18 protein-coding genes are annotated in these 11169 nt (G+C 55.4%); 9 read left to right on the top strand and 9 right to left on the bottom strand.

The window, feature by feature from the left end; all coding sequences use genetic code 11:
• Window positions 1–52 precede the first annotated feature (52 nt).
• Window positions 53–295, bottom strand: coding sequence for a hypothetical protein (locus KO539_RS29150; protein WP_219313777.1), 243 nt, complete (start codon window positions 293–295; stop codon window positions 53–55).
• Window positions 292–1050, bottom strand: coding sequence for a hypothetical protein (locus tag KO539_RS29155; RefSeq protein WP_219313779.1), 759 nt, complete (start codon window positions 1048–1050; stop codon window positions 292–294). Before KO539_RS29155 ends, KO539_RS29150 begins: the two co-directional genes overlap by 4 nt.
• 249 nt (window positions 1051–1299) lie before the next feature.
• Between KO539_RS29155 and KO539_RS29160 the strand changes: the two genes are divergently transcribed.
• Entirely contained in the window at window positions 1300–1542 is a 243-nt protein-coding gene (locus KO539_RS29160) for a hypothetical protein (RefSeq protein ID WP_219313781.1), read from the top strand.
• Window positions 1543–1589: 47 nt separating this feature from the next.
• Here KO539_RS29160 and KO539_RS29165 read toward each other — a convergent pair whose 3' ends face one another.
• From KO539_RS29165 to KO539_RS29175, 3 genes are all read right to left on the bottom strand, one after another.
• Window positions 1590–2744 carry a sensor histidine kinase KdpD gene (locus KO539_RS29165; RefSeq protein WP_099400910.1) on the bottom strand — a complete coding sequence of 385 codons (1155 nt, stop codon included), beginning with the start codon at window positions 2742–2744 and terminating at the stop codon, window positions 1590–1592.
• A 148-nt stretch (window positions 2745–2892) separates the two neighbouring features.
• A complete protein-coding gene (locus tag KO539_RS29170; protein ID WP_225243375.1) occupies window positions 2893–3261 on the bottom strand; it encodes a hypothetical protein in 369 nt (122 codons plus the stop codon).
• 1 nt (window position 3262) lies between these two features.
• Window positions 3263–3727, bottom strand: a complete 465-nt coding sequence (locus tag KO539_RS29175; RefSeq protein WP_219313783.1) for a penicillin-insensitive murein endopeptidase — start codon at window positions 3725–3727, stop codon at window positions 3263–3265.
• A 198-nt stretch (window positions 3728–3925) separates the two neighbouring features.
• On the opposite strand from KO539_RS29175, the gene KO539_RS29180 reads away from it, so the two are divergent.
• The 5 genes from KO539_RS29180 to KO539_RS29200 all read left to right on the top strand — a co-directional run bounded on the left by KO539_RS29180 (window position 3926) and on the right by KO539_RS29200 (window position 6666).
• A complete protein-coding gene (locus tag KO539_RS29180; protein ID WP_219313785.1) occupies window positions 3926–4771 on the top strand; it encodes a hypothetical protein in 846 nt (281 codons plus the stop codon).
• 13 nt (window positions 4772–4784) lie between these two features.
• On the top strand, window positions 4785–5237 hold the full coding sequence (locus KO539_RS29185) for an HD domain-containing protein (RefSeq protein WP_219313787.1): 453 nt from the start codon (window positions 4785–4787) through the stop codon (window positions 5235–5237).
• 205 nt (window positions 5238–5442) lie between these two features.
• Window positions 5443–5904 (top strand): penicillin-insensitive murein endopeptidase, encoded by a 462-nt coding sequence (locus KO539_RS29190; protein WP_219313789.1) that lies wholly within the window; start codon window positions 5443–5445, stop codon window positions 5902–5904.
• A gap of 13 nt (window positions 5905–5917) precedes the next feature.
• Window positions 5918–6286 carry a hypothetical protein gene (locus KO539_RS29195; protein WP_219313791.1) on the top strand — a complete coding sequence of 123 codons (369 nt, stop codon included), beginning with the start codon at window positions 5918–5920 and terminating at the stop codon, window positions 6284–6286.
• Window positions 6280–6666, top strand: a complete 387-nt coding sequence (locus tag KO539_RS29200) for a hypothetical protein (RefSeq protein WP_219313793.1) — start codon at window positions 6280–6282, stop codon at window positions 6664–6666. Before KO539_RS29195 ends, KO539_RS29200 begins: the two co-directional genes overlap by 7 nt.
• Window positions 6667–6691: 25 nt before the next feature.
• On the opposite strand, the gene KO539_RS29205 is transcribed toward KO539_RS29200, so the two are convergent.
• The 3 genes from KO539_RS29205 to KO539_RS29215 form a co-directional block, all read right to left on the bottom strand.
• Complete coding sequence (locus tag KO539_RS29205) at window positions 6692–7111, bottom strand: hypothetical protein (protein WP_219313795.1); 420 nt, start codon at window positions 7109–7111, stop codon at window positions 6692–6694.
• A gap of 209 nt (window positions 7112–7320) precedes the next feature.
• Entirely contained in the window at window positions 7321–7872 is a 552-nt protein-coding gene (locus KO539_RS29210) for a GNAT family N-acetyltransferase (RefSeq protein WP_219313797.1), read from the bottom strand.
• A gap of 221 nt (window positions 7873–8093) precedes the next feature.
• A complete protein-coding gene (locus KO539_RS29215) occupies window positions 8094–8396 on the bottom strand; it encodes an HNH endonuclease (protein ID WP_219313799.1) in 303 nt (100 codons plus the stop codon).
• 760 nt (window positions 8397–9156) lie between these two features.
• On the opposite strand from KO539_RS29215, the gene KO539_RS29220 reads away from it, so the two are divergent.
• From KO539_RS29220 to KO539_RS29230, 3 genes are read left to right on the top strand one after another with little or no spacing between them, the layout of a single operon-like run.
• Entirely contained in the window at window positions 9157–9564 is a 408-nt protein-coding gene (locus tag KO539_RS29220; protein ID WP_143451365.1) for a hypothetical protein, read from the top strand.
• A 4-nt stretch (window positions 9565–9568) separates the two neighbouring features.
• A complete protein-coding gene (locus KO539_RS29225) occupies window positions 9569–10189 on the top strand; it encodes a type II toxin-antitoxin system MqsA family antitoxin (RefSeq protein WP_219313801.1) in 621 nt (206 codons plus the stop codon).
• A gap of 11 nt (window positions 10190–10200) precedes the next feature.
• Entirely contained in the window at window positions 10201–10677 is a 477-nt protein-coding gene (locus KO539_RS29230; RefSeq protein ID WP_099665152.1) for a protein-export chaperone SecB, read from the top strand.
• Between the two features lie 45 nt (window positions 10678–10722).
• On the opposite strand, the gene KO539_RS29235 is transcribed toward KO539_RS29230, so the two are convergent.
• On the bottom strand, window positions 10723–11016 hold the full coding sequence (locus KO539_RS29235) for a hypothetical protein (protein WP_257626548.1): 294 nt from the start codon (window positions 11014–11016) through the stop codon (window positions 10723–10725).
• Window positions 11017–11169: the final 153 nt, after the last annotated feature.

The raw sequence follows: 11169 nt of genomic DNA on the forward strand, positions 1-11169 counted from the left end.
TGGCGTATGTTACCCGACGCGCGCCAGGCGGGGCGCCATGCTACGCCTCACCTCAGGCGGCCACCACGACCAGGTCGGGGAAATCGTCCTGCCAGCCGGCCCATGCATCTTGCAGGTGCGCGTGCATGCCGGCCCGGTCTTGCGCCTGATCAAAGGTGTCCGCGCTGGCCAGCAGAAAATGGGCAATGGCGCGCAAGGTGGCCGGGTCGGCCTGGATGGTCACGTCGGAACAGGGCAGGGGCCGTTCGGCGGCCTCGTCCTGCAGATAACAGTGCAGCGATAAATGTGTGCTCATGAGCTTCGGTGGCTGATGTAGGCGCCCAGCATGGCGTGTGCGTTCAGTGCGGCGCGGGCCGCTTCCAGTTCTCCGGGCTGCAGGTACCAGAAGATCCAGCCGGCATGGTCTTCGCAGCGGCCATGAGCTTGCATCGCAGCGCGCAGTGCTTGCCGGCGCTCGGGCGGCAGCGCATCCAGCCTGGCTGGCGTGAAACCGTTGATGGGATAGACATCGCGCAGGTACGCATCTTGCAACCCGCGCCGCTTGATGGCGGCCCAGTTATTTGCGGGGCAAGGCGTGCCAAAGGTCATCGGATGGGCCTCGTCGACCTGCCGGTAGCCGAGTGCGTAACCGGTGCCATAGCCCTGCGTTTCAGCGTAGCAGTACACATATTCGCAATGGTCAAACAGGCCGGGTATGGCCCGCGCACCGTCGAACAGCGGCGCCAGCGCAAGCTTGCTGGCGCGGATGGACAGAACCAGCTCCGAGCCCGATGAATACATGGCTTGCGCGTCGCAGTTGACGGCCTCGTCAGCTTCGTCGGGCGGCACGATACGCGGCGAAAGCAGGCCGATGCCGTTGGTCTCTGGCGCGAACAGCATCTTCTCGTAATTGCGCTGTGAGTACTTGACGATCTTGCCGCGCTTGTTGCCGTAGCGCTCGACGGATTCGCCGATGTGCTCGAACCAGGCGAACAACTGCGCGCTGGTCGTGGCGGGAATAAAGGGGCTATTTTTCTTGAATTCGCCTACGAGGAAGTGATATTGGTCCATATGTCGTTATTAGGAATGGGCAACGCGCATGATGCCATGCGCGGGCACATGGCGCTAGCGTGTACACCGTAGCGATGACGCCGGACGGTCGGAATAGAAAAAGATGCACGACAGGACGGCGCAATGGCCGGCTTGAGGCGTATGATGGAAATACGGATGTGGTTGCCGCAAGGCAGTGCGACGGGCATGGACCGCACATCTTGCAAGTTTTTTTCGTGTTTTTGGCAGCAATGACAACGAGGAGGCATCATGGACAAACCCGAATTCATCCTGGCCGCGAAAGCCATGGAAACGCTGGAGATGTATCAGACCTTCTACGGCCATTCGCAGGAATACCAGGCGCACCAGCAGGAAGTGCTGAAACTGCTGCGCCACAAGGGCGCATCGCTGCTGGTGTCGGAACATGGCCCGGCGAAGTTCCTGCTGGCCTTTGCCGATGCGCTGGAGGTGGCCAGCTTGCCGGGCGAGTATGTGCCGCTCAGCCGCAGGTAGGGCGGGCCTGTCACGGCAGAGGATGAATATCTCTGCCGTGATAGCGCCTAGCCGCCGTTCCCTCTGTCGTTCAGCGACACCCTGGGCAGGCGCACGGTAAATATCGTGCCGCTTTCCAGGCTGGACTCGGCGCCGATGGTGCCGCCGTGCGCGCTGGCGATTTCACGCGCGATAAACAGGCCCAGGCCGATACTGGTGGCATTGGGCGCCTTGTGGTCGTCGGAAATGGCCAGCTGGACCAGTGGATCGAAAATGCTCTTCAGCGACGCTTCCGGGATCTGGCGGCCGAAATTCTTCACTTGCACCACGGCCGTATCGGCATCGCCGCAGGCCGTGATGGTCACCGGCTGGTCATCGGTCCGGTATTGCGCGGCATTGTTGAGCAAATTGGAAAACAGCTGGGCCAGGCGGGCCGCATCGAAGTCGCCGATCATCTCGCCCGTGGTACTCAGTTCGAACTTGCATTGCGGGTGAGCTGCCGAGGCATCCTCGACGGCCGTCTTGCAGATTTCCCCCAGGTCGCCCAAGGCGGGCGAAATGGGCATGTGTCCGCCCAGCTGCGTCCTGGCGAATTCCAGCAGATCGTTCACCATGGTTGTCATGGTCGCCGCGCTGCGGGCGACCCGCGCACCGATCTGCACTGTGGAAGCGGAGGTCGCGCTCGGCCTGCTCAGCAGCGCACCGGCCATCGTCATCGTGCTCAGCGGACTGCGCAGATCGTGGCTGAGGATGGCGAGAAAGGTATTGCGGGTGCGGTCGCTCTGCTGCGAGTAGCGTATGGCCGACTCCTGCAGCGCCTGGTCTATCGCTTCATTGAAGCGCAAGATGTCGTCCGTTGCCGTTTTCGTCGTCACCGACACCTGTGCCATCCACAGTCGCAGAACGCTGGCCCGCATGGCGCGAAATTCCGCCGTCAGTTGCGGCAGCGTGAAGCCGATCTGCTGGCGCAGGGAGCCATGCGTGGCGGCGGCCGTTTCCTTGCCCGTGATTTCCGATACGCCCGTGGTCGATTTCTTTTTTCGCTGCGCCGCGTTCTCGATGACGTCCATGTCGCGCACGATGGTTTCGAGCATCTGCTTCGCATGATCGCGCAATTCAGCTTTCGAGATGGCGGCGCCAGGAATGGGGAGCGACCTGGCGAAGAGTTCCCACTCTTGCAGGATCGGCTCCAGATGGCCGCTAATAAAGCGCGATAGTTTCACGGTGGACCAATGCGTTGATGGAAGAGGAGCCAGTGTACGCTGTTGAGCTGATTGGCGTGCTTGAATAGCGTTTTTATCCTTTGTTCTCGGCCAGCCAAGGATGAGATGTTGTACAAGGGCGGACCTGGCTCCTGTCACCCCGGGCAATTTAGCAAATCGATCCACCTATGCTTTTGCCACTGCGCAGATTAAAGCCGAAGTGGCATACATAGCCGTCGTGATCCAGGGTGCACGAGACATTTTCCTTGTCGCGCTGCCGATAGCCTTTCTCCAAACTGCAGCGCTCTTTCGAGTCCGGAGCCATGGAGTCAAACATGTCCTTTGCCACGGTCCCGGTGACCATGAAAGAAATCTTGCGCTCATGCGGTGTAGGCGGCTGTTGCTCGCCCAAGGTATTCGAATAGATCAGATAAGAACCCTTGAACGGTTGGTATTCGCCCCAGTCGCTGTTGCCAGCCGCATAAGCCAGTGAAAACACGGTGAGGGCGCCGAACGCCATAGCCCACAGTTTCTTCATGTCAGGTACTCAGTTCCAGGTGAAAGTGATGGTCGTGATTCTTGAATGGCGTCACGAGAGGAATGCCGGTATCGTTAAACAGCACCCTGCGCACACTGGCATGGGCGCGAAAAAGTGCGATGAGCTTTGCCGTCGCGGCTTGATCGTATTCTTTGTTGTACCAATATACTGGAATGTGCAGGCCATCTTTGCGCAATGGACGAATGTCAACCTCCAGTCCGGACTTGTGGGTTGAATGCTGCCCATAGGCGGTTCCGTTCGCCAGGCTTATGTTGCCGATGCCAAATTTCCGTTTATCTGACGCTTGCCATTCACGCTCCACATAGAGAAGTGCCATCATCATGTTTGGGTGCGCGTATTGGCCGGCACCTCTGCCCGGCGTGCCATAGACGTAATACCCGGCATCTTCCGGAGCCTGGGGCAGGATAAAAAAACCGCGCTTATCCCTGGGCTGAACTTCAAGCATGGTCAACTCCGCTAGGCGCAACGGTGGGGGAGTTGGCATTGTTTCGTATTCCTTTCCACCGGGAATTGCGGTATCGCAAACAATGGCGAGCTGGAGCTAGATTTGTCCATTGCTCTCGGCGGCGCGTGCGCCAGCCTTGTCCATGTACAATCGGCAACATACGGATCGACGTATCCGCCCCTTCACTGCGGAGTACGCTTGAGCGTGACACAAATATTGCAGACCTGGCTGCAGGCCTGGCGGGAAGCCTTCACGTGTATCGGCCTGGGACTGCGCGACGCGCGTCATGCGGGGCTGTGGTGGCGCTCCGCGCTGTGGTGCATGGCGGTCGTGGTGCTGTGGCTGGGACTGTATAGCTGCTTCGGCCGTTTTTTTGTCGAACTGAGCGCCATGCTGGCGCTGATATCCGTTACCGGCTTGCTGGGTCTGGGCGTGATGGATGGCGTCGGGACACTGGCCAACGGGCCTGCCACGCTTTCGCAGATGGGCAATATCGCCGGCGGCCTGGGCAGTGCCGCCAAAGCTCTGTTGTCGATCGGCCAGATCGCCTTGGCGCTGCTGGCGCTGGCTGGCTTTTTCTATGTGATGGTTTTTATCGTCGGTGCCATCGGCACGGCGCGCTTGCCGTTGCGCTGGCTGTTGCTGGAGCGCGCCAAGGCTGTGGCGGCGCGCCGCTATGCCGCATGGCAGCCACCGGCCGGCCTGGATGCATCCTCCGCGCGCCCTGTCTGGTGGCGGCGCCTGTTGCTGCTGCTTTCCCTGCTGATTCCGGTGTGGGCCATGTGCGTGCTGATTTCGTACTTGCTGGCCTGGAATGTCCAGATGGTCTACGGCGCGGCAGCTGAAAAGGTGCTCGGCGCGGAACAGCAAGCGGTGTTGCGCCGCGAACAGCGTCCGGCGATTTTTGCCCTGGGATTGCTGTTGTGTTTGCTGATGCTCGTACCAGTCCTCAATTTACTGGTGCCAGCCTTGCTGTGCAGCAGTGTTTGCCATTTGCAGCGCCGCGGCTGGCGCGCAACGGCGTCACCAATCAAGGTGCAGTGAACAAGGAGTGAACATGAGTGAACACGCAAGACGCGGCACCCTGGAGCGCGCGATTGAAATTGCCGCCGCCATCCATGCGGGCCAAACGGACAAGGGCGGTGCGCCGTACATACTGCACCCCTTGCGCGTCATGCTGCGCGTCGCGCCCGGTGCTCAGCAGATCGTCGCCGTACTGCATGACGTGGTGGAAGACAGCGATGGAAAAATCACCTTCGACGACCTGGCGCGCGAAGGATTTTCCCAGGAAGTCATCGACGGCGTGCGCGCCGTGACCAAGATCGACGGCGAGTCCTACGAAGCGTTCATCGCCCGCGCGGCCTTGGACCCGGTCGGCAAGGCCGTCAAGCTGGCGGATCTGGCCGAGAATAGCGATTTGTCGAGGATAGATAGGCCGACGCAGAAGGATCTGGAGCGGGTGGAGAAGTATCGGCGGGCGATGGAATATTTAAGGGGGGATGTTTTTTAACTTCGAAATGGCGCAACGCCATCGCTTCAACTGGCAACAAGTCCACCAACGTACGGACCTTTGATCCTTCGCAATGCTCAGAAAATGCATAGCGGTAAGAATTGTCGAGCGCAGATTTCTTTGCGAACGTGCAAGGAGTCCTGCCAAGGGGGGCATCGTGCCATTGGTTTGAGCTGAGTCCGGGATTTTACATTCAGGAGTACGCATGCTGGAATTGCAGCCAAAGGATGGACGCGGCTATTTCTATCTTCCGCAACGACCTGAAGGCGCGGGATATTACACCTACGGGACGCCGCCGAATGGCGCCGGCCAATATGCGCATCCCAAGCTGCTTTCGCTCCTGTTTTTGGTTGAGCATCAATGGCAAGGTATCGATAGCCGGAAAATTGGTTTCGGAAATATCAGCCTGGCTGATGGCGCTCCCTACAGTGAACATAAAAGTCATCGAAGCGGAAAAGACGTCGACGTCCGATTGCTTCGCAAAGACAAAATGGGTAGCCCTGTAACAAGGTTTGACTCTCAGTACGACCGCGATGCCACGGCCCAGTTAATCCGCATATTTTTTGAATTCAGCTTTGTCCACGTTATTTTTTTTAATGATCCCACTATTCCCCGGGTAAGACCCCTCATACGGCACGACGACCATTTTCATGTCACGATCAAGTAGCGGGGCAGATGATATGAAACGCCTCCTCGCTGTTTTTCTTCTCCTTGTTTTGGCTATGGCCATGGCCCAATCCGCCCCCAAATGGCTATTTTCTTACCAGTCATTCAAAGGCCGCTATGCGGTTTATGGCGGAAGCCTGAGCGATCCACAGCCGCCGACCAGGAAAGACAAGCGCATCGCGTTCTGGATCGACGGCAAGGCGGCGAAACAGCTATTTGATGCGATGGGGCCCGACTTGCGCAACGCGTGCGGCGTGGATGGCGAATATCGATTGCGCCAGCGGGCGGAAGTGAGCTGCTCCTACCATCCCCGTGATGGCCATCATTGCGACTTTGGCTTTGATCTGCTGACCGGGCGCAGCATCGGCGGCTCCATATGCTGAGGCGCGCCAGCCTGCTAGGCGTCATGCTACTGTGCCTGCTGTTGGCGCACCAGGCTCGGGCCGTATGGGAGTTTGCAGAGAGGAATTTTTCAGCTTCGTACGCGATCTATGGCGGATATCTTGACGAAGCCGTCGCCCCGGTTGCGGGCGATACCAAAGTCGCGTTTCGATTGACGGGAGCCGCTGCCAGAGACATGTTCGACGCCATGGGACCGGATTTGCCCAATGGCTGTCCCGATGCACAAATACGCGTTCGCCATCGTGACATGCTGCTGTGCCGATATCGGCCAAAGGATGGCCACCACTGCGATTTTGGCTTTGATTTGTCGACGGGATTGAGTATCGGAGGAGCGGTTGGTGGGGCGGTGTGTGACGAGTAGTGGCGGCGGCGGTGACCTTCAAGAGTCACCGGGTACGAGCAAGCGCCTTGCGGATGGCCTGCTCGACGGGGCGGTCTATCAGCGCCAGGACGATCACCACGGCAGCGGTAACAATCAGTCCCTCCAGTAAAGCAGGATCCGGAAAAAGTTGCTGATTGGCGATGGCAACGGGCACTGTTACACGCTTCCAGAGAAGCAGCAGCAGGGCGGCACCAGCGGCGAGCAGCATGGCTGGCCGACGATGGTGCAAGCGGGCGATTTGCCCCATCAGCAGCAACGCGATACCCCACGCAAAAGGATAGACGCCGTGGTCGAACAGGATCATGCGCTCGTCATAGTAGACGCCGGTGTACCACGCAAAACGGGAGAAGCCGAAAAGACCATAGACGACGAGGGCCACAGCTAGCACGAGGAAACTGGAGGAAAGCAGGCGCGCAATTTTCATGGTTGGGATTTCTTTGCCAGTGGGTCGAGATCGCTCCCGGCCAGGTGGCGCTTCTGCGTGGTTACTTTGATGATCTTGCCTTTGCTGACTATGGCTCGCTGGCCATGTCTGTAGTCCTGCTCACTATTTTTCTCGCCGCCGCTCATTATGTTCGGGTTGGTCTGGTCGGCGTGACCGATAACAACGCAGGCAGACTTGAACGAGGCTAATTACGAGGCAATGGACGCGTGATGAGGAAGCGTGTTATTGGAAAGTTGGCAGACCATTACCATCATTCCAATTTCTGCCATGTCCGTTTTGAAGGGGATTTCACCGCGTTCTTGAAAACCGAGGCTTGCGTAGAAGCGCCGAGCACTTGAATTGGTCTTGAGTACATCGAGCCATACCAAGCTCTCCCCGCGCTTTAGCGCCAGGTCGTAAATGTAGCTTAAAAGCTGTTTTCCATAGCCACGCCCGGCCTCGGATTTGAGGAAGTATATCTTTTGGAGTTCCAAGCCCACCTCACCGATTATTGGCACCGGCTTCGACAAGTTGACCTTGGAAAATCCTACGACTTTGCCGCCTTCGTCGGAAGCAACAAGCCAGACTTGGTTTAATGAATTCAGCGAACGTTCAAGCGCGCTGGGCGAAAAATCTTGGTCTAGGAAATCCGATATTCCATCAGAGGACCAAATTTCAGAAAAATGCTCTCGATAGGTCTGACAGCCAATTTCACGCAGAGTACTCAGGTCAGCGGTTCTGGCTTCACGAATAGTAATCATATTATTTCGATCTAGTGAGAGGGGATGCAATGTAGGACGACCTTGTAAATTGCTTCATTCCATCTATCGACGAAAATTCATTGCTTATTTGCAAATTTTCGTGAGTGAAGGGACATTCCCCTGGGATTTAAATCGTGGCATATACCCGATGATCCGCAGGCGAAAGCGGACAAAGCCGATTAGCGCTCTGAATCGCCTCCAGTACCTTAAGACCGCGATTTTCAGCGCGGAAATTTATACCGTACCAGCAGCGTAGGCCCTTTGCCGCCGGATGGCGTCAGCAGTATCTCGTCACCCGGCAGCATCTCCTCATACATCACTGTGCAACAGGTCGGCATTGAGTGGCCGCGCGCGGGATAAACACCAACGTCGGTGTGCAGGGTTGCTGCGCGTACGTCCACGCTGGTCTTGCCGGCATTTCCTTCTTCTTGCAGCAGCTTGCGCAGTGCGGTGACGAAGTCCCCTTTGCTGAGTCTGGCAGGTGCCTGGCTTGCTTGCGGGCGAGCGGGTGCGTCGTTTTTCATGGCAGTTTCTTTCATTGAGTACATGGCCGCCACTATATCATTGGCTCCTGATGTTGCATGGCAGTCAGGAGGTCGATTTCATCGTTAGAGACCGAACACAATTTCCGCTTGTGATCCGGTCGCCTGGTCTGCATCCGCAAGGAGTAAGAGGCAGGTTGAGCTAGTCCGGTTTTCGTACAGGGCCTGAGCGGCTGATGTTGTTGCTAGGAAAAACCGCCTGCGGCGCAAAAGCTAGTCAGACGAATCGGAGAGGGTTGCGCTTGCAAGCGCAACCCGGTTTTGCGGCGCCGAGCTGCGCTCGCCGAAGTCCCGCAAAACCCCCGCGTCCGTACCGGACGCGGATGCGACGTCCGCGTTCTGCATGCACCGAATAAATAAAAAGGGCCTCCCCGCCAAAACGGGGAAGCCCTTTTTATTTATTCGGTGGTGGAGACGGCGGGAATCGAGCCTACCGCATGCTGGGCATCTTGGGCACTTACGAAAGTATGCTGTCATAATGTGCACATTCCTTCGTAAAGTGCTCGCAGGAAAGTTGTAAAAGCGCTATGCTTGGACAATAGAGCATCAAATTTGGTCGACCAACCGTTGTATACCGTTGCCGCTAGGGACTGTCGCTCCTGCTGTCTGTGAAAAGTCAATACAATTTGTAAAAAAACTTGCGGGAACTACCTTAATGGTAAATACTACGTCTTCAATGCATCCGAATCCATACGTAAACCTTCGTCCTCAGCTACCTTGGCCACCGCCGCAGAGTGGGGACATGTTCGAGGCGAGTCGTATCATCCCTTTCAAAATATGGGATCTGCAAGTGCTGCAAACCATTGCTAGTGCAGTGAAAAACGGAGATGAGACTGTGATGCGAGCCGTCACTAAAGGTTGCATTAATGATATGCATGTCGAGCAGATCACTCCCGAATATGCAGCTGATCTTTTGCTGCTGCTGTCGCCGTCAGACTACAAAAACTCTCGTTGGTGTAATGTTGGTGATAGGCAAACAAAATGTAGGCCAGAGTTGCTCTGGCTCCCTTGTGATGCTTACGTAGTAAGGATCAATCAAGCTGATGAACATGGCAATCTTCAAACGAAAAAATACTACATTAAGTTGTGTTTGAATTCCGCTGGGAAGATGTTGCTACTTGTTTCACTACATGAGTCTAATTATGGATAAATATATGAATAATCAAGAATTGTGCCCTGTCTGCTGCGAAGGACACCTTGTTGCTGAAGCACGTTCGGTAAGCCTGGCTTATGCAGGTGGTGAATTTGTCGCTGTACAGCATGTTCATGCGTGCGAAGTATGTGGAACTGAGATCGCAACAGCAGATGATATGCGATTTAATGCGAGAAGTGCCCGCGCTGCGGAGCAGGAGGCAAATGGACGTTTGACGGGCGAAAGAATTCGATTAATTCGTAAAGCTCTGAAAATCACCCAGGAAACTGCTGGGCAGATTTTTGGTGGTGGGCCAATTGCATTTTGCAAATACGAAAAAAATGATCTTGCTCCTACTGATGCAATGGATAGCCTCCTTTGGCTCGTTGAAAAATATCCATGTCTTGCCCATGATTTGGCAGAGAGAAAAAATATTAAATCATTAAGTTTTCCAGAGGTGCTTAATGATTATGAAGTCTTAATTAAATCGGTGCAAATGGGAAAAGAGCGCGCACGTGATCTTTCCGAGAAAGTGTCCAGTGCAATTTCTAATAGCCATCGGATCTGGACGTATGGAGTTCCCACAATGCATATGAGTGCATGTGCGTCGAATGACACGCATGCATATGCTCAAGCTTCCTAAGAGTTGAAACTATGAAAGTTGCTGTACTTCAGCCAAAAGGCATCGTATTTCAAGAGGTCTCTATTCAGGTAAATCTTGATGAGAACGAGAACCCTGTTGAAACTAATAATTTTGACTTTGCGGGAGTCCAAATTAGCTGTGAAGTTGGATATGCTGATCCAGACAATGAAAACAATGTGGATAATAAGGCAAGTATGCTGGTGTCTATAGCGTTGACAATTGCTAATCAGGAAGGAAAAAAGGCTCCATATAACGTCAAAGTTGCAGCGACGGGGATCTTTGCCTGGCTTGATAAGAAGACTCCCGACCATGAAAGGCGCGACTTAACAGTTGTCAATGGCGCATCAATTCTCTATGGTTCTATCCGCGAAATGGTTTTGAATGTGACATCAAGGTCTCTTTCAGGTTCCCTCTTGCTCCCAAGTTTTAATTTTATAGATCATAAACCATCTATAACAGAGTCACAGCAAGCAGAGAAATCTGACTAAGTTTAGTAAATATGAGAAAGCTACGCCGTCCAAAGTGTAGCTTTTTCAATTTAATGTGGTTCCGAAAATTTCCTCTGCTTTACTTCCGGCGGACATGTCTGCATCAGGCATCCAGCGACCATAGACGCGTGCAATCATCGTCCAGTCAGCATGCTCCATTTGCTTGGCCACCCACATAGGATGCTCACCTGCCGAAAGCATCATGCTGGCATAGGTATGCCGAGTTTGATAAGGGTTGCGATACCGCACGCCTGCGTGTTGCAGAATGCCAGTCCATAGTGTCTTGCGGATCGGCTGGTCTCCCTCCCAGCGCCGTTCCAGACGCGGATTTTGAAACACTTCCTCGCCCTTCGGAGGAGCGAGGGTCCGGCATTCGTACACGGCCTGAGCGGCTGATGTTGTTGCTAGGAAAAACCGCCTGCGGCGCAAAAGCTAGTCAGACGAATCGGAGAGGGTTGCGCTTGCAAGCGCAACCCGGTTTTGCGGCGCCGA

The sequence above is a fragment of the Janthinobacterium sp. NKUCC06_STL genome (genome assembly GCF_019345455.1).
Taxonomy (GTDB): Bacteria; Pseudomonadota; Gammaproteobacteria; order Burkholderiales; family Burkholderiaceae_D; genus Janthinobacterium; species Janthinobacterium rivuli.

Excerpts from the sequence above, each read along its gene's own strand:
- KO539_RS29150 (WP_219313777.1), bottom strand. The coding sequence starts at position 295 with ATGAGCACACATTTATCGCTGCACTGTTATCTGCAGGACGAGGCCGCC.
- KO539_RS29155 (WP_219313779.1), bottom strand. The coding sequence starts at position 1,050 with ATGGACCAATATCACTTCCTCGTAGGCGAATTCAAGAAAAATAGCCCC.
- KO539_RS29160 (WP_219313781.1), top strand. The coding sequence starts at position 1,300 with ATGGACAAACCCGAATTCATCCTGGCCGCGAAAGCCATGGAAACGCTG.
- KO539_RS29170 (WP_225243375.1), bottom strand. The coding sequence starts at position 3,261 with ATGAAGAAACTGTGGGCTATGGCGTTCGGCGCCCTCACCGTGTTTTCA.
- KO539_RS29175 (WP_219313783.1), bottom strand. The coding sequence starts at position 3,727 with ATGCTTGAAGTTCAGCCCAGGGATAAGCGCGGTTTTTTTATCCTGCCC.
- KO539_RS29185 (WP_219313787.1), top strand. The coding sequence starts at position 4,785 with ATGAGTGAACACGCAAGACGCGGCACCCTGGAGCGCGCGATTGAAATT.
- KO539_RS29190 (WP_219313789.1), top strand. The coding sequence starts at position 5,443 with ATGCTGGAATTGCAGCCAAAGGATGGACGCGGCTATTTCTATCTTCCG.
- KO539_RS29195 (WP_219313791.1), top strand. The coding sequence starts at position 5,918 with ATGAAACGCCTCCTCGCTGTTTTTCTTCTCCTTGTTTTGGCTATGGCC.
- KO539_RS29200 (WP_219313793.1), top strand. The coding sequence starts at position 6,280 with ATGCTGAGGCGCGCCAGCCTGCTAGGCGTCATGCTACTGTGCCTGCTG.
- KO539_RS29205 (WP_219313795.1), bottom strand. The coding sequence starts at position 7,111 with ATGAAAATTGCGCGCCTGCTTTCCTCCAGTTTCCTCGTGCTAGCTGTG.
- KO539_RS29210 (WP_219313797.1), bottom strand. The coding sequence starts at position 7,872 with ATGATTACTATTCGTGAAGCCAGAACCGCTGACCTGAGTACTCTGCGT.
- KO539_RS29215 (WP_219313799.1), bottom strand. The coding sequence starts at position 8,396 with ATGAAAAACGACGCACCCGCTCGCCCGCAAGCAAGCCAGGCACCTGCC.
- KO539_RS29220 (WP_143451365.1), top strand. The coding sequence starts at position 9,157 with ATGTTCGAGGCGAGTCGTATCATCCCTTTCAAAATATGGGATCTGCAA.
- KO539_RS29225 (WP_219313801.1), top strand. The coding sequence starts at position 9,569 with ATGAATAATCAAGAATTGTGCCCTGTCTGCTGCGAAGGACACCTTGTT.
- KO539_RS29230 (WP_099665152.1), top strand. The coding sequence starts at position 10,201 with ATGAAAGTTGCTGTACTTCAGCCAAAAGGCATCGTATTTCAAGAGGTC.